General features: G+C 46.2%; 15 protein-coding genes. 11 read left to right on the top strand and 4 right to left on the bottom strand.

The window, feature by feature from the left end:
- Positions 1–19: 19 nt before the first annotated feature.
- Both cysI and MHB84_RS30730 read left to right on the top strand, forming a co-directional pair.
- Positions 20–1,741, top strand: a complete 1,722-nt coding sequence (gene cysI / locus MHB84_RS30735) for an assimilatory sulfite reductase (NADPH) hemoprotein subunit (RefSeq protein ID WP_076291071.1) — start codon at positions 20–22, stop codon at positions 1,739–1,741.
- Positions 1,742–1,951: 210 nt separating this feature from the next.
- On the top strand, positions 1,952–2,668 hold the full coding sequence (locus tag MHB84_RS30730; RefSeq protein WP_064640900.1) for a YebC/PmpR family DNA-binding transcriptional regulator: 717 nt from the start codon (positions 1,952–1,954) through the stop codon (positions 2,666–2,668).
- An 85-nt stretch (positions 2,669–2,753) separates the two neighbouring features.
- Here MHB84_RS30730 and MHB84_RS30725 read toward each other — a convergent pair whose 3' ends face one another.
- The 4 genes from MHB84_RS30725 to MHB84_RS30710 all read right to left on the bottom strand — a co-directional run bounded on the left by MHB84_RS30725 (position 2,754) and on the right by MHB84_RS30710 (position 5,373).
- The gene (locus MHB84_RS30725; protein ID WP_076291148.1) at positions 2,754–3,239 is read right to left on the bottom strand and encodes a DMT family transporter; all 486 of its coding nucleotides are present in this window, start codon (positions 3,237–3,239) and stop codon (positions 2,754–2,756) included.
- A gap of 18 nt (positions 3,240–3,257) precedes the next feature.
- Entirely contained in the window at positions 3,258–3,956 is a 699-nt protein-coding gene (locus tag MHB84_RS30720) for a Crp/Fnr family transcriptional regulator (RefSeq protein ID WP_076291072.1), read from the bottom strand.
- Between the two features lie 34 nt (positions 3,957–3,990).
- Complete coding sequence (locus MHB84_RS30715) at positions 3,991–4,416, bottom strand: DMT family transporter (protein ID WP_024633836.1); 426 nt, start codon at positions 4,414–4,416, stop codon at positions 3,991–3,993.
- A gap of 159 nt (positions 4,417–4,575) precedes the next feature.
- Positions 4,576–5,373: a Nif3-like dinuclear metal center hexameric protein gene (locus MHB84_RS30710; protein WP_076291073.1), complete on the bottom strand. Its 798-nt coding sequence runs from the start codon at positions 5,371–5,373 to the stop codon at positions 4,576–4,578.
- A 330-nt stretch (positions 5,374–5,703) separates the two neighbouring features.
- Between MHB84_RS30710 and MHB84_RS30705 the strand changes: the two genes are divergently transcribed.
- The 9 genes from MHB84_RS30705 (at position 5,704) to MHB84_RS30665 (ending at position 17,964) form a co-directional block, all read left to right on the top strand.
- Positions 5,704–6,321, top strand: coding sequence for a biliverdin-producing heme oxygenase (locus MHB84_RS30705; protein WP_076291074.1), 618 nt, complete (start codon positions 5,704–5,706; stop codon positions 6,319–6,321).
- A 46-nt stretch (positions 6,322–6,367) separates the two neighbouring features.
- Positions 6,368–8,908 (top strand): diguanylate cyclase domain-containing protein, encoded by a 2,541-nt coding sequence (locus MHB84_RS30700; protein WP_076291075.1) that lies wholly within the window; start codon positions 6,368–6,370, stop codon positions 8,906–8,908.
- Between the two features lie 209 nt (positions 8,909–9,117).
- Complete coding sequence (locus MHB84_RS30695) at positions 9,118–10,701, top strand: TerB N-terminal domain-containing protein (protein WP_175382634.1); 1,584 nt, start codon at positions 9,118–9,120, stop codon at positions 10,699–10,701.
- A 7-nt stretch (positions 10,702–10,708) separates the two neighbouring features.
- On the top strand, positions 10,709–12,049 hold the full coding sequence (locus MHB84_RS30690; RefSeq protein ID WP_076291077.1) for an ATP-binding protein: 1,341 nt from the start codon (positions 10,709–10,711) through the stop codon (positions 12,047–12,049).
- On the top strand, positions 12,046–14,259 hold the full coding sequence (locus tag MHB84_RS30685) for a DEAD/DEAH box helicase (protein WP_076291078.1): 2,214 nt from the start codon (positions 12,046–12,048) through the stop codon (positions 14,257–14,259). Before MHB84_RS30690 ends, MHB84_RS30685 begins: the two co-directional genes overlap by 4 nt.
- Positions 14,260–14,595: 336 nt before the next feature.
- Positions 14,596–15,549, top strand: coding sequence for an EamA family transporter (locus MHB84_RS30680; protein ID WP_076291079.1), 954 nt, complete (start codon positions 14,596–14,598; stop codon positions 15,547–15,549).
- Positions 15,550–15,752: 203 nt separating this feature from the next.
- On the top strand, positions 15,753–16,178 hold the full coding sequence (locus MHB84_RS30675; RefSeq protein WP_076291080.1) for a cupredoxin domain-containing protein: 426 nt from the start codon (positions 15,753–15,755) through the stop codon (positions 16,176–16,178).
- A gap of 97 nt (positions 16,179–16,275) precedes the next feature.
- Entirely contained in the window at positions 16,276–17,298 is a 1,023-nt protein-coding gene (locus MHB84_RS30670) for an SDR family oxidoreductase (RefSeq protein WP_076291081.1), read from the top strand.
- Positions 17,299–17,328: 30 nt separating this feature from the next.
- A complete protein-coding gene (locus MHB84_RS30665) occupies positions 17,329–17,964 on the top strand; it encodes a carboxylesterase family protein (RefSeq protein WP_341143095.1) in 636 nt (211 codons plus the stop codon).
- Positions 17,965–17,997: the final 33 nt, after the last annotated feature.

Below are 17,997 nucleotides of genomic sequence, written 5' to 3'. Positions count from 1 at the left end.
TACGAGAGGAGAAAGCAGCATGACTTATAATAACTTACTTAACCCACAGCGCACGAACAGTGATGTGGAAGATATAAAGATCAAAAGTGACTACTTGCGTGGAAGTCTGACTGAAACGCTGGCGGATCGGATCAGTGGTGCGATTCCTGAGGACGATAACCGTCTGATGAAACATCACGGCAGTTATATGCAAGACGACCGTGACCTGCGTAATGAGCGGAATAAATCCAAACTGGAGCCTGCCTATCAATTCATGTTGCGTGTGCGTGCTTCCGGAGGAGTTGTTACACCCGAACAGTGGTTGATGATGGATCGTGTAGCGCATAAATATGCGAATGAGACCATTCGTCTGACGACGCGCCAATCATTTCAATTGCATGGTGTGCTCAAATGGGATCTTAAAAATACCATTCGTGAAGTAAACGATTCGTTGCTCAGCACCCTTGCTGCATGTGGTGACGTCAACCGGAACGTTATGTGTAATCCCAACCCGGACCAATCGGATATTCATGCTGAAGTATATGAATGGGCATGGCAGGTGAGTAATCACCTGGATCCACGCACTCGTGCTTATCATGAGTTGTGGCTGGATGGAGAGAAAATTATTGATTCACAGGACACGGATGAAGAAGTTGAACCGATTTATGGCAAAGTGTATTTGCCGCGTAAGTTCAAAATCGGGATTGCCGTTCCACCATCCAATGATGTAGATGTGTTTTCACAGGATCTCGGATTTATCGCTATTGTAGAGAACGGCAAGCTGCAAGGTTTTAACGTTTCTGTCGGTGGTGGTATGGGGATGTCTCATGGTGATCCGAAGACTTATCCGCAGGTGTCCAAAGTCATTGGTTTCTGTACACCAGAGCAAATGATTGATGTTGCGGAGAAGACGGTTATGATTCAGCGTGACTATGGTGATCGTGCAGTGCGTAAACATGCCCGCTTCAAATATACAATCGATGACCGTGGCCTTGCATGGTTCGTGGAAGAACTGACGAATCGTCTCGGCTGGAAACTGGATGCGGCGCGCCAGTTCCATTTTGAACATAATGGAGATCGTTACGGTTGGGTGAAAGGCAGTAACGGCAGATGGCATTACACCTTGTTCATTCAAAATGGACGTGTGAAGGATGTGGACGGTTATCCGCTCATGACAGGTCTTCGTGAAATTGCCAAAATTCATACCGGAGATTTTCGTCTCACAGCCAATCAGAATCTTATTATCGGGAACATCAGCAGCCAGAAGAAGAAAAAGATTGAGGCACTGATCGAGCAATACAATCTGACCGATGGTGCTCACTACTCGGCGCTTCGCAGAAGTTCTATGGCTTGTGTGGCGCTTCCGACTTGTGGTCTTGCAATGGCTGAATCCGAACGGTACCTGCCATCACTGATCGACAAACTAGAGCCTGTGCTGGACGAAGCGGGACTGAGAGACGAAGAGATTGTCATTCGTATGACGGGTTGCCCGAACGGCTGCGCGAGACCGATGCTGGCTGAGATCTCGTTTATCGGCAAAGCTCCGGGAAAATACAATATGTATCTCGGCGGAAGTTTTACCGGACATCGCTTGAACAAATTGTACAAAGAAAATATTGGCGAAACCGAAATTTTGGATACATTGACTCCAATGGTGAATCAATATGCCAAAGAGCGCAATGATGGTGAGCATTTTGGAGATTTCGTCATTCGTGCCGGTTATGTGCCTGAAGTGCTGGACGGCCAGCAGTTTCATGCCTAATTAGATGGATTCGAGAAGAGAAGCATTCCTTAGGGAATTGCTTCTTTGGCGTTTTTGGATCGTTTTTCTTTGGGATTTCGTAACGTGGCAAGGTGATATCATCTTGGCTTTTACCATTTTTTCGTGAGTCTAAACTTGTTGAAGTACGCCCAACAAGATATAATGACAAAGTAGAAAGCAGATTATATGTTGAAAGTGAGCGGAAACGATATGGGTCGTAAGTGGAATAATATTAAAGAAAAAAAAGCTTCAAAAGATGCAAATACTAGCCGGGTCTATGCTAAATTCGGCGTTGAGATTTATGTAGCTGCCAAGAAGGGCGAACCGGACCCGGAAGCGAACCGCGCACTGAAAGTCGTGCTGGAACGTGCCAAAACGTATAACGTACCCAAAGCCATTATTGACCGTGCCATGGAAAAGGCAAAAGGCAGCGGGGACGAAAATTATGAAGAACTGCGTTATGAAGGATTCGGGCCCAATGGTGCCATGGTTATCGTGGATGCCCTCACCAATAATGTGAACCGTACTGCACCGGAAGTGCGCTCTGCATTTAACAAAAACGCGGGTAATATGGGTGTGAGCGGATCGGTTGCTTATATGTTTGATCCTACAGCGGTAATCGGGGTAGAAGGCAAAAACTCCGAGGAAGTACTGGAACTTCTGCTTGAAGCAGATGTGGATGTACGTGATATCGTGGACGAAGACGATGCTGTGATCGTATATGCAGAACCGGATCAATTCCACGCTGTACAGGAAGCATTTAAAGCTGCCGGTGTTACTGAGTTCACAGTAGCCGAGCTGACGATGCTTGCGCAAAACCACATTGAACTTCCCGAGGATGCACAGGCTCAATTCGAAAAATTGATTGATGCCCTCGAAGATCTTGAAGATGTTCAGCAAGTGTACCATAACGTAGAGTTCGTTTAAGCGAATTAAGCGAAACGTGGTTCGATTGCCAAAAAGAGTGTCTAGCCAATCAACGGATTGGACAGACACTCTTTTTATTGTTCTCCTATGAGTCGGATTGCAATGCACCAGGAGATTTTTTCGATTTTGCAGATTTGCTACCGCCAAACTTGAATAACACAATACCGCCAACGATGACAAGAACGCCCAGAAGCTGGTTCCACGAGAATGGGATCTGCTCCAGTCCAAGCCATCCCATGGAATCAAACAGCAAGGCGAAACTTAACTGGGATGTAAGTACGATAGAGATCGCAAAGGTGGGACCAAGCAGCTTCATCCCCTGAACGAGACAGAAGACCACCCCAACACCGATGGCTCCACTAAGCCAGTACCAGGGCTGCATATGTTGGAAGCTAAACGTATTTTTGCCCTCCACCATTAGAGAAATCAGAAACGATGCAATAAACCCGGTGAACAGCACCATCGTTGTTGTGGACCACGAGCCGGTACGTTCATTTACCTTACTATTAAAGATGGTCTGCAGACTGACAAGAGAACCTGCCAGTAACGCTAGCAAAATACCTGTAATGATCATAGGATAGAGATCTCCTTATTCATAGATGTTGTGACCCGCCACTTCTGCCAGACCTGCCCGATCTTTGACCATAATAAAGCCCTGATCCCGCATGATTAATCCATCTGCACACAGCTTCTGAATCACCCGATTCAAATGCCGATAACTCGTACCGATCAGATTCGCGATATCTGTCAAATTAAAGGCGTCCAGTTCTTCGTGGACAACAGTCCCCGCTTCTTCGGTAGAGATGGAGAGCAAATAGCTGGCTAATCGAACCTCGACCGGATACATCAGGTTGAAGTTGGAGAAGTTCGAATCAATGTAAAACTTGTGGGATATAATTTGGAGCAGAAATTTCAACAGGGGTGCGTAATCGCTGGCAAGTTCAGCTAACCATTGATAATGAATGCGCAGCATCACGACAGGTGAGACCGCCTGTACCGTGTTCACGATGTTACTCTCCCGAACGTACTCGATATCACCAACCACTTCAAGCGGTGTTTTGAAGCAAAGAACGAGTGTTTTATCCTGTGGTGAGGTCGTGAAGATTTTGACTTTCCCCTCGACCAGTACATATAAATATTCGGATGTTTCGCCTTCACGGCAGATTAATTCGCACTTCTCGAAGTGGCATAACGTCATATGCGGACGCAGGGGCTCGTGAAATACCGATTCGAGTTGATATTGTTTTAAATAGTGCAATAATTGATGCTCATTCTGAAACTCTTCCATAATGTATTTCACCCCCGACTTTATACTCGACCAGCTACAGCTTCATAATAATGACGCCCGTAACCATTAATGCTATACCCAGAAATTGCGGTAGTTTCATTTTCTGCTTCACAACACCAAACCATCCGTTACTGTCGACCAGAAAGGTCAGGAAAAGCTGTGCAATCAACAGGGCGGAGATCGTAAAAGTTACCCCAATTTGCTGGATTGCAGTGACTTCACTGAAAATAATCACTGCACCAAACGCGCCTCCTGCCAAGTACATGGGCTTGACTTGCTTCAATCCTTGCAGGTTGATGTCCCGCACGAATACAAGGATCAGAGCCGCCAGAATGAACCCGGTGAGTTGGGTAATGGTTGCCGCTTGCCAGGTTCCCATGTCCGTACTGATTCGGGTATTGGCAACCCCTTGCAGGGTAATGCATGCACCGCCTAATAGTGCAAAAATAATTCCTCTCATGGTTGTACTCTCCTTGTCGCGTCATTACTTCTTCGATTTCTATTAAATGATATATCCACTCAAAAAGCCAAGGACAAATGTCCTCAGCTCAGAAGTCATAGCATTTAGAGTACAATAAACCCTCCGCAAAATCCAGACAGAACCCAGGATGGCTCAAGATCACAATACTTGAAACACCGGTTGCTCACCAATAAAATGAACAGGCAATTCCGGGAAAGCTGTAGCCAATCTTTCTGACAAAAGCTTCATCCCGACAGCTTCACTCTCGGCATGACCGATCATAAGAAGTGCCTTTTGTTTTCCTTGCTGCACAGCATCTCGTATGTACTCCGGTGTCTCCCATTCGAATCCTTCACCTGCGATAATCAGATCCAACTCACCCTGTTGAAGTAAAGGAATGGTCAGATTGCCGTTGCCTCGAAAACCAACAAGCACTGCTGCTCGTCTGCATACCATCTTTGGGTCACCAGCTAGGCGTACATATTCGATCTCAAGCGAACGTTTAATATGTTCCGCAATAAGCTGAACTGTCATTCCTTCCGGAAAGGATAGAATGTCAGCTTCCGGTTTACGCTGTACCACATAAGGGGACCATCCTAATGCCTGAACCAATCCCTCCGTAATGCCATCCGGGTGAAAGCGGTGAATTGCATCATGGCAGCGATAGATCGCAATTCCACCGTTATCGATTAGCTTTCTCTTGGTTTCATAAACTGGATCATCAGCCAGCCAATCGGTATGGCTATGATGATTATAGAAGGGAGGTTCATGAGCGATAATCAGATTAGCTCCACGCTGTATGGCATGCTCAATCACATGTTGTGTAGGCATAAAAGTTACAAAAACGCCTGTGATCGTTTGGTTGGGAGAACCCGTAATCAGTTGATCCACGGTGGTTTCTGGAAGTTCAACTTTGGCGGTAAGGTGATCTATTATGTGTTGAATGGTTATATTCATATACTTCATACCTCCAAGAACAGGATATGCACAGTTTATCATGTTGATGGATGAACAGCATCATAGATATGGACTTTTTCCTGTTGAAAGAAAGATGGGCGGACAGCTGTGGAATCGATGATAGGTAGCTGGTTAATATAACAACGAACAATCGTATTCAAAATGTAACGATGCTGGATTCATATAGTTTTCTCCTACAAGAAAAAGTATACTTACATAGAGTCTTTATCTAGATGAAATGGGTTACCCATTCAAACCTACACTGAACATTTAGTTAAGTATAAGTCTTAATTCTGATGAAGAGATCCGACATAGAAGGGCGATGATTACATGACAGCCAGTACCATTATGGAACGTCTGAAGAGTGAGACAGCTCATTATCACAGACAAGTGGAACAAAACGAGTATGCCAAGGCTATTATGAATCAAACCGTTAGCTTGGGAGAGTATAAGAAATATCTGGAGAAATTTTACGGGTTCCTGAAACCATTGGAAGATCAAGCTGTACAGCAGCCTTTCTGGGAAAGCACGGGACTGGATATCGGGATTAGAGGAAAAGCGAACTTGCTTGAAAATGACCTGCGGAATCTTGGCGCCAGTGAAGAGGAAATCAGCCAGGTCCCTTTATGTAAGGATCTTCCGGATATCTCGACACCAGCAAGGTTGTTCGGTTATTTATACGTCATTGAAGGATCTACGAACGGAGGTCAGATCATGACCAAACGTTTGTCACAGTTCTTGCCGATTGATGCAGATCGGGGGCTGGAATATTTTAATGCTTATGGTACGGAAACCAGAACGAGATGGGCGGAGTTCACGGAACTACTGCGTCAATCCATCACAGCGGAAGAAGATCACGACATCATGGTGCACACGGCCTCGGAAACGTTCCGATTACTTGACGAATGGATCAATACAAATACAGATACAAATACAGATCAGTTGTAAGTTGAGAATAAGAGTTATCACATCATGAGAGGGGATTTTTCAGGCTATGCCCGAATCGAAGTCCAAGAAAGAAAATAATTTGCTTAACCGTACATTGCTCAATCAGGGTACGTACACCAATGATCCAATTGATCTAAACAATTGCGACAAAGAACCTATTCATATCCCCGGATTCATTCAACCTCATGGTGTGCTCTTGGCTGTGAGCACCAACAATATACCGACTATTGTACAATGCAGCCAAAATACGGAGGAACATCTCGGTCTTACTACGCAAGAGGTGCTGGGCCTTCCACTCGAACATCTGATTGGCAAGGATAATACAAGGCAGGTACTGGCACGCACCTTCAGTGCATCTGTAACATCAGACCTGCAATATATGGATCTCACGGTTACCGTTTCCGGACATGCTCAGGTCTTCACTTCTGTCATTCATGAAAGTGAAGGCCTGTTAATTTTGGAAATGGAGCCTTCCTATGAAAAAGGAAATATTGAAGTTAATGATTTTGAGTGGATTTCCAGCTTCTTCAGCCGGCTTAAAAGTACTGATAATCGGGTGGAAGCGAGTCAAATTGCAGCCGAGCAAGTGAAAGAAATGCTAGGTTATGATCGGGTCATGATCTATGAATTTGACGAACAATGGAATGGGAAGGTCATTGCAGAAGCGCGTGAGGAAGAGCTCGAGCCGTTTCTCGGCCACCATTATCCTGCGTCAGATATTCCCAAACAGGCAAGGGAATTGTACCTGCGAAATTGGTTGCGCACCATCGTGAATGTGAAATATACACCTGTCGAGATTGTTCCCCTGCTTCAACCTTTAACGGGCAAACCGCTTAATCTGAGCTTGTCGGTTCTGCGGAGTGTATCCCCTTTGCACATTGAGTATTTACAGAACATGGGTGTTGGTGCGACCGTAACCATCTCTCTGATCCATGACAACCAACTGTGGGGCCTGATTACATGTCATCACTATTCAGCCAGATATATACCCCATCGTATTCGTAACTTGTGTAACTTCCTGGGCTCCTTCTTCTCAAATGAACTGTTTCAACGGCAGCAGCTGGATGAATATCAGGCTGAGATCAGGTCACGTGAAGCGGCTACCCAAATTGCTAATATTTTTATTGGGAATACAAGTCCAGCGAGGATTATTGAAGAATTGCAGGGCGAAGAGCAGACCTTACTGAGTCTTATGGATGCTTCGGGAGCTGCGATTTGTTATCAGGATAAACTGCTGCTATATGGCGATACGCCAGCAAAAGAGCAAGTACGGGAATTGGCTGCATGGCTGGCGGGCAAGTCGGAAGATTACAGTTATCACACCTCCAAGCTGAGTTTGGAGTATGATCCTGCTAAAGCCTACAAGGAAAAAGCATCGGGTATTGTTTATGTTGCCATATCCCCTGGGCAGCATCATTATATCATCTGGTTCCGGCCTGAAGTGGTTCAGCTTGTGGATTGGGCAGGTGATCCAGCCAAAGCGGTGATCAAAACCGATGATGGCATGCGTCTGTCTCCCCGGAAATCCTTCGAAAAATGGAGAGAGGTCGTCCAGTCTACCTCTTATCCGTGGACAACGAAGGAACTGAATGTGCTGCCATTGCTCAAAACCATCGTGCGTCGTCAGACGGAAAACCAGCTCGTTCAGGCGGAAGAGCAAGCGTTGCAAAATGCACGTATTTTACGACAAAATGAGCAGCGCTATTTGCAGTTGATGGAATTTTCACCGGTAGCCTTTTTTACGTTGACGGACGGGTTCATCATTTATTGCAATAACAAGGCAGCCGAACTGCTTGGTTATGAAAATTCCAAATCTCTCATCGGCAAGGATTTCAGGGGATTTGTGCCTGACAAGACGAAAACGATTTTGCAGCAAAACCTGGAGGAACTGAAGCTCAACAATACGCGTTTGTTTACCAACCAGACATACTTTACCACAGCAGCTGGCATGTCCTTACTGCTAGAGATCACACTGGCTTCTGTTACACATGCAGGCAAACCGTCAGTGATGGTGCTCCTGAACAGCGGGGCATCCCATAATGATCAGGAACATTATACGGAGACAACCAGTCAGCTCGAGAACTATCTCAACACAGATCCGTTAACAGACATGCCGCTTCAGACGATATTCAAATCCCAACTTCAGGATGATTGGAATGAATGTTTACAAGAGAAATGCAGTTTGGGACTGTTTATTATAGATATCGATGATTTCCGTTCATATAATGCATCTTATGGACTTCAAGGTGGCGATCTATGCCTCCAGTGGATTGGAGAAGTGCTGGCCGTTGTCAGTGAGCAGAATGATGCCATCATCTCCCGCCTTCGGGGAGGAACCTTCATGTTGAAACTGAAGAATGCAACATCGGAACGTTCAGCAGAGCTTGCCGAAGAAATCAGACAACATGTGCTTGCACTTCAAATTCAGAGAGATCTGTCCAGTCCAAGTGATGTGGTCACCGTTAGCGTTGGCGGTGCGGTAATGGTACCTGAGGAGACGCTGATGATGTCGAATCTGATTGAAAAAGCCAGCCTAGCGCTTGCTCAAGCCAAGAGTGACGGGAAAAATCGGACGATCGTGGTTTGATATGAAGTTGGACTAACCTTGCTATAAAGGATGCAGATAGGTGTATAAGGGAAGGCATTTAAACTGGATATCAGTTTGAATGCCTCTCTTTTTTCTATCACAAAGGAAAGTATTATTTTCATCACCGCAGGCGCAGGACAAGTGTTATAATGATGAATATGGATACACTTGTTCGTATTCACACGCAGAGGACGGTGAAACGGAATTCAATGAAAGAGGATTCAAGACAACTGGAATTTATGGAGATAGATCTAAGCGAAGAGCCTATCACAGCGGCAGTCCCGGTTCCTGATCGTTCAACGATTGTCCGTGCTGATTTTGATATAAGATTACCTGGCGGCATATTGTCTTCTGAGAAAAGGTTTGTAGAGGAAGCAAGGCAACTCATTGAAGTGGAAGGGGAGCAGGCTCCCTTTGTTCCTTTTATGAGTTATTGGCCGACTTATGGAGTGATGAACGAACCCCAGCGCCAGTGGTATATGTATTGGAGGACTGAAGTTCGGCAAGGACGTTTCCCTGACACGGATCTGTCCTATCTGTTTGTGCATATTTATGAGCTGATTAACGGAATTGGTTGGCAGGAACCACAGGAAGGCTTCAACCAATTAAAACAACTATGGATGAACTATCGTGAACGGCTTCCGCAGTTGGATGTGTACATGCAGGAATGGATTATTGATTATGATCTCGTACATGAGTTGAACATGTCATTATCCGAGATAGTGGAGCTTTCGAGTGGATTTCTGCCACCGGAGATTCTTGATAAGGAATTGCAACGGCTCTTGAGCAGCAATATATCGGATATCTCGCTAAAGCTGTTACAAAGATATTATGACTATGACATTACACTCAGCAAATTTTACAGAGATGGCGGCATGAAAGTTCTGGAACAGTACATTCCCCGAGTTATGGTTTTGGTGGATTCTTATCTGCTGCGTACACGCATGGCAGGCATATTGGATCAGTTTGAGCTAAATCATGAAAGGACTATCGAACGTGCGCTGTTTCGAAAAGCCGTATATGACGAATCCATTTATGGAAAGTCGGTTCGAATGACATATGTTCCGATTGGAGAGCATGCAGATTTTATCCAGTTTGTAACTCGAGTTTTTCGATGCACGGAAAATAAATGCCGTGAACTGCTCGGCTTCAGAGGGCGACTTCGTGGAAAGACCCTTGAACCTGAGCTTGCAAACGTGATTGAACGTTATCTGGACAAGGCCTTTGCCGTCGAGCAAATGCCAGTAGTAGAGCAACCAATAGTTCGAATTGATGCGGAGAAACTTGCATCGCTGCAACAGGAAAGCGAATATGTGCGCAGAGCACTCATGATCGAGGAAAATCATACAACCGAAGATGAGGGTGCGAACAATGCGAGCAGCCAAGCTTCTATGGCGATTCAAAGTTCAACGGATGAAGCTGAAAGAGCTGAGGAGTCTAACCAACCGGAGGTTGGCTTTGAGGGAGCGCTTAAAACTGACGGAGTTCAAGAAAATGGGAATACCGAGCCATTATCATTACAATGGGAGGCGGATTTTTCTGCTGATCTGGATGAAGAGTGGATACAGTTCTCTGAAATGCTGTCTCCGCAGCATGTACAGGCAATTTATGCCTTGCTTGGTGTCAACCCGGATACGGAGCTGATGCGGGTGGCTGAGCAATATGGCACGATGCCTGCACTCCTGTTGGATGAAATTAATGATGTGGCCATGGAAACGATTGGTGACCTTCTGATTGATGGTGATCTTATAGTTTCGGATTATATGAATGTGTTTGAACATGTGAAGAGGTGATTGGGAAGTGGCAGAACTTAAAATACCGAAGCGGCTGACTACCGCACTAGTGAATTCGTTGACCGCAGGCGTTGTGCCACGAATCGGACTGGAGCAGATTGCTGTTGGTCGGAAGTCTGAAGTGGACGCGATTTTGCGAGATATGGACAATATTGCAGAAGGCGGGGCAGCGTTTAAGCTGATTACAGGAAGGTATGGGAGTGGGAAAAGTTTTCTGTTGCAGATGATTCGGAACTATGCGATGGATCGGGAATTCGTTGTGGCGGACGCCGACTTGTCACCTGAGCGCAGACTGGTGGGAACCAAAGGTCAAGGGCTCGCAACATATCGTGAGCTGATGACTCGTCTGTCTACTCGTACACGACCGGATGGCGGGGCACTGGAACCGATTTTGCAGAAATGGATCGCTGGTCTTCAGCAGCAAGCGATGCAAAGTCAGGGCTTGCGCCCGGATGATCCGGCTCTTCCTGCTGAAGTCGAAAAGCAGATCTATGCAGTGACAAACGAAATGCAGAATTTGGTGCATGGATTCGATTTTGCCAAGGTGCTAGCTTCGTACTGGAACGGCTATAAATTGGCGGATGATGACTGCAAACAAGCGGCGCTGCGCTGGTTGAGAGGGGAATTCGCAACCAAGACCGAAGCCAAGAAAGAGCTGGCTGTCGGCGTCATCATTGACGATGATAACTGGTATGACTACTTCAAATTATGGGCCGAATTTACGGCGCGGATCGGTTACAAAGGACTGCTGTTATTCATAGATGAAGCGGTGAATCTGTACAAAATTACAAACAGCATATCCCGGCAAAGCAACTACGAGAAACTGCTTACCATGTTCAATGATACGATGCAGGGTAAAGCAGAACACCTCGGCATTTTTGTGGGCGGTACACCACAATTCGTGGAGGATGAAAGACGCGGACTATTCAGTTATGAAGCACTTCGCTCCAGACTCATCGATGGGCGGTATGCAGCAAGAGAATACGCGAATTATACCGGACCGATCCTGAAACTTTCGATGTTATCCCATGAAGAGATTTTGATTCTGTTGCAGAAGCTGCGTCAGATTCATGCCCTGCATTTTGGATATAGTGCAAGTCTAACGGATGAGGATTTAGTTGATTTTATGCAAACAGCGGTCAATCGGCTCGGCGCGGATGAGTTACTGACCACACGTGAAGTGGTACGGGACTTCATGGATGTGCTGCATACACTCCATCAGAATCCTGAAGTGACCTATGCTCAATTGCTTGGTGAGCGAGCAGTCAAACCGCAGGAAACAGGAAAAGGAACGAACTCATCATCTACTGATGATCTGGATGATTTTCTAGCGGAGTTTGAATTATGAGTGAGAACCCTTTCTATCGACTGGCACCTTTTGTACAGGAATTTATTTATAAAAAAAGATGGGAATCACTTCGGCCTGCCCAGATTGAAGCTTGCAACATTTGCTTTCATACCCCGCATCATATGCTGATTGCGGCAGGCACAGCATCCGGTAAGACGGAGGCGGCTTTTTTTCCTGCACTGACCGAGCTGCATGAACGGCCCTCCAAATCGGTGGGCATCTTGTACATCGGGCCGCTTAAGGCACTCATTAACGACCAATTCGAGCGACTAAAGGACTTACTGTCCGAGGGCAATATTCCGGTATGGCACTGGCATGGAGATGTGCCTCAGGCAGAGAAAACACGTCTCATGCGAAGTCCATCCGGTGTGCTTCAAATTACGCCTGAATCGCTCGAAGGTCTATTGATGAATCGTCCCAATGCCATTCCGGCGTTATTTCATGATCTGCGGTATATCATTATTGACGAGGTTCATGCATTCATGGGAGCGGATCGCGGCATTCAGGTACTGAGTGAGCTGGCGCGAATTGAACGTATGGCTGGATGTAAACCGAGAAGAGTGGGATTATCTGCGACACTAAGTGATTATGATGCTGCTACAGCCTGGCTCGCTGCCGGAACTAACCAGGGGGTGGATGTGGTTTCTTCCCCCGGTGGCCGCAAGCTGCGTCTGCGGGTGGAGCATTTTTCGTTTCCGGATGCACGGGATGAAGAACAGGCGGAACATTTGCATAACGCACGTAAGGTCTATTACGACTTCATCTATGAGAGTACACATCGCAAAAAGGCTTTAATATTCACCAATAGCCGGACGGATGCCGAAGTCACTATACTTGAGATGCGGCGTGTCGCCGCGCGGAGACAGGAGCGGGACGTATTCCATGTTCATCATGGGAGCATATCCGCGATGTTGAGAGAAGAGACCGAAGCCGCCTTACGAACCGGATCAGGGCCAGCAGTAGCTGCGGCTACCGTAACGTTGGAACTGGGCATTGACCTGGGTGAACTGGAGCGGGTTGTACAGCTTGGAGCACCTTATAGTGCATCGAGTTTTGTTCAGCGCCTTGGACGGTCAGGCAGGCGTGAGGATATGGCTTCCGAGATGCTTTTTGTATGTCCGGAAGAAGAGGATGAGGAAGCTCAATTGCCTGCTCGAATGCCATGGACACTCATGCGGGCTATTGCTGTTATTGAATTGTATGTAAAGACCAAGTGGGTTGAACCGCTTGAGGCCCGTAAGATGCCGATGGGTGTGCTCTATCATCAGACGATGAGCATGCTGAAAAGCATGGGGGAGGCTGAACCCAAAGAACTGGCGGAGGCTATACTTTCGCTCGCACCATTCGCGCAGATTCGTGTAGATCAATATCAGCTTTTTCTGAATTATCTGATTGAGACCGATCATCTGCAGTGGACAGAAGATCGGACGTTAATCATTGGGCTTACAGGTGAGAAAATCGTGAATAACTATCGCTTTTACGCGGTGTTCAAAGATGATGAAGAGCACAAAGTGCTGAACGGTTCCGAGGAGATCGGGTCGATTACAACCGTGCCGCCACCTGGATACTGTTTCTCTCTTGCCGGGAAACTGTGGAAAGTGGAAGAGGTCGATCATAAGCATAAATCTGTGTATGTGAAGGCGGCCAAAGGCAAAGTGGATACGTTGTGGCTGGGTGCGGGTGGGGACATTCATACGTCGGTTGTCCAGAAAATGCGTGAAGTACTATCAGACACGGTGATATATCCCTATCTGTCCCCGCAAGCGGTAAATCGATTGGAACGCGCCCGTCGACTTGCACGTGAAAGTGGTTTACTGAAGCAGGTTGTCATTCCAGCTGGAGGAGATTCCTTGTATGTATTACCTTGGGTGGGGAGCAAATCTTTCCGCACACTGGAACGTTTGATGAAGCACAATTTGTCTTACAAGCTCGCCTTGCGATCTGTTGTACCTATGGAGCCTTATTATTTTGTCGTGTCAGGCAAAGTGGATGGCCGCACACTTTTGGCCGAGATCATGAGTGAGTGTCGAGCAGCAGAAGACGCATCTGCGTTGCTTTCAGAAGATGAAGCGACTTATCTTGGTAAATATGACGAATTTGTGGCTCCTCCTTTGATCCGAGAAGCCTTTGCAGTGGACGGATTGGATTTAAATGGTCTCAAAGAAGGATTGCAGCAAACGTTAACATGGGATTCTTCATCTGTAAAATGACGCAATAACGCATGTTGTTTACTTTGAATTTGAATTAAAAAAATTTAAATTGTGAATCAGGGTTGACACCACCTCACCTCCCATGTAATATATGAAAAGTCGTCACACACGAATCGCAAACAACAAGTGCATATTTCATTTCGTATAACCTCGCAGGCCGAAAGTGTACACAGGGCGAGGGTCTCTACGGGAAGCCTATACTTCCTAACTACGATGCCAGGGAATCATTGTATTCCTTGCTCGTAGTTAGGATTTTTGCATTTGGATGGTGTCTGTGACCTTGGCATGGATCAAACATGCAGACGCATTTTTCGATCATCAGGAGGTTTATCTACAATGAAATATTATCTGTCCGTTCTCGCAGGAGCGATGAGCTATGGCATATTATCCACAATTGTGGTTCTGGCTTACGGCGAAGGGTACAAACTTGGAGAGGTCGTGGGCACACAGCTGATCACGGGCTTCATCCTGTCCTGGATGCTGGCATTATACTCGAAGTTTAGAATGAAACGGAAGTCACAGGCAGATGGAAAACCATCAGCAGCCGTGGCAAAAGCTCTTCAGAAATTAACGTGGAAGCAGCGTCTGCTATTGATGGCTGCAGGGACGCCAACGGTCATTACCGGTCTTGTCTATTATCAGTCTTTGCGGTATATCCCCGCGTCACTGGCTATTATTCTTTTGTTCCAATTCACTTGGATTAGTGTATTGATCCAGGCTGTGAGCAAACGTCAGCGTCCTGACAAGGTAACATTCCTGACTTTGATTATCCTGTTTGGCGGCACATTGCTGGCAGCTGGTTTTCTGGAACAGGGACTCGGAGAGTTTAACGGCTTGGGCATAGCGCTTGGCTTGATGGCGGCTGTAAGTTACTCCCTGTTTGTAATGTTCAGTGGTAAAGCGGTTCCATCAGCACATCCAGCGTTTCGCAGTGCCTGGATGGTTACTGGGGGTCTGATCTTGCTGTGCATCCTGTTCCCACCGACATTCCTATTTAACGGATTGATTTGGAGTCAACTGCTTGTCTTCGGATTGTTGCTTGGCTTCTTCGGAGCTTTTATCCCACCAGTACTGTTCGCAGTAGGTGTGCCTCATATTGGTGGAGACATGGCCGGAATTCTTGGTGCAGTTGAGCTTCCAATCGCGGTGCTGCTCTCATCCATTGTTCTTCACGAGCATGTGAGCCCATTGCAATGGATCGGGGTTATTGTAGTGCTCATTGGTGTAGCGTTGCCAGAGATTTATAAGTTACGGATGAGGCGAAGTCGAAATACACCTATATATTCCTGATTGGCGAATAGATAGAACTATAAAGACAATAACTATAGCTGAAAGAGCCTGAGTGATTCAGGCTCTTTTTTGATGAATATATTTATTGGACTAAGTGGCGTCTCGTCGATATGGCCCATTCGAGTCATTTTCAATTTTAACCGGATGGGGTATGCTGAAGAAGAGTTGCAATTGAATGGGAACATAGACAGAGGAGCGTTGAGATGAAAAGCTGGATTAGCAAAACCTGGCCTTGGCTTACGCTGGGAATTACTGTAGTTGTGCTGCTTGGATCTTTTATGGTGTATTTTATGGGCAAGGACATGTCCCCAGGTTCAGGAAGTGCTGTAACGGCCAAAGCCGAGACGCCGGAGGACTTGAAGGGATATGAAGTTATTGATGTTAATGTAAGTAACGACGGCTTTGAGCCTAATGTTATTGAAGTTAAAGCCGGGGTTCCAACCAAAATTAACTTTATCCTTACTCGTAAGGTTACGCATGTTAAATCGGTAGCGGCTGACAAGCTGGGCATGGATCTTTACATGCAAAAAGGAAACAACTATTACACTGTAGACAAGGATGTCCAACCTGGTGAATATGAACTGCACTGCGGTATGTACATGATTTACGGAACAATTAAGGTCATATAATGGACAGGAGCAAAGATTCTTCAATTGAATCTTTGCTCCTCTTTTGTGTGCATGATATCATGGACTAGTGATCAATTTCATCTGGAGGTGGCCAAATATGAAAGCGCTATTTATTGGAGGAACAGGTACCATCAGCACAGCAATTACCGATCAGCTTGCTAAGCAAGGCTGTGAACTGTATTTGATCAACCGGGGAAATCAAAATGATAATTTGCCTGCGCAAATCAAAGTGCTGCAAGCCGACATTAACGATGAAGCTAGAGTTGCGGAGCTGATTGCCGACCTGGAGTTCGATGTTGTCGCAGACTTTATCGCATTTGTACCGTCTCAGCTGGAGAGAGATTACCGTTTGTTTAAGGACAAAACGAAGCAGTTTATATTTATCAGTTCGGCATCTGCCTACCAGACACCACTTGCTGATTATCGGATCACGGAAGGTACGCCATTATCCAATCCGTATTGGGAATATTCGCGCAACAAAATTGCATGTGAAGACTATTTGATGAAACAGTATCGTGAAGAAGGATTTCCGGTGACCATTGTGCGTCCAAGCCATACGTATAATGAACGTTCTGTACCTCTTGGTGTGCACGGGGCAGAGGGAAGCTGGCAGGTCCTCAAGCGCATACGTGAAAATAAACCCGTACTTATTCATGGAGATGGCACATCTCTCTGGACCATAACGAATAACCGTGATTTTGCCAAAGGATTTATTGGCCTTATGGGCAACATTCATGCCATTGGTGAATCGGTACATATTACCTCGGACGAGTCAGTAACCTGGAATCAGATCTATGAGATAATCGCAGGAGTGCTTGGTGTCAAACTTCATGCGGTTCATGTATCTTCCGAGTTTTTGGCGGCGTGCAGTGATCAGGATCTTCGAGGCGGTCTGCTGGGAGACAAGGCGAATACAGTTGTATTTGATAACAGTAAATTAAAAAGGCTTGTTCCGGAATTTGTGGCAACGATCAGGGCCGATCAAGGAATCCGCAATACCATAGAATATATTCTTGCACATCCTGAATTGCAGACCGAAGATCCCGAATTTGATGCATGGTGTGACAAGGTGGTCGGAGTATTGGACGAGGCGTTGTTGAAAATTAGAGATGAGAAGTGAGGCGAGCATATGTCCCAAACCGGGCATCGAATGGTAAAGGAAATCACCAAAACCGTCACTTTGGACTATTTGCTGCACATTCCCGAGGCGGTGGAACCGCTTGCTGAGGACAAGAAATGGCCTGTCATTTTGTTTCTTCATGGTGCTGGGGAGCGCGGTAATGATCTGGAAATGCTTAAAGCAAACGGAGTTCCGCTTATTGCTGGTCAGGACAAGAGTTTCCCATTTATCGTGATTTCACCGCAATGTCCGGTGGACGAATTTTGGGGTATGCATCGCGAAGCTGTTATGGCCCTTCTGGAACATGTTTTGGAAAACGAAGCTGCTGACCCGAACCGGGTGTATCTTACAGGTCTGAGTATGGGCGGGTATGGTGCTTGGGATCTGCCACTGTTTTACCCCAATACATTTGCTGCATTGGCACCTGTGTGTGGGGGAGCTGACCCTTCCAAAGCGGAAGAATTGCGTAATATACCGATCTGGGCGTTTCATGGGGCCAAGGATGATGTCGTTTATGTGACGGAATCCGAGAAGATTGTTCATGCGCTTGAAGCGTTGAACGCGGATGTGAAGCTGACGATATACCCTGAAGGCGATCATGATGCTTGGACCGAAACGTATGACAACCCGGAATTGTACAAATGGTTTCTCAGCCATTCGTTATAATCAATCAATCGTAAATTGACAATATTCAGCATT

This window comes from Paenibacillus sp. FSL F4-0087 (genome assembly GCF_038020215.1).
Classification (GTDB): Bacteria; Bacillota; Bacilli; order Paenibacillales; family Paenibacillaceae; genus Paenibacillus; species Paenibacillus taichungensis.
The sequence above is the reverse complement of the archived record's forward strand: the minus strand, read 5'-3'. Positions and strand labels throughout refer to the sequence as shown.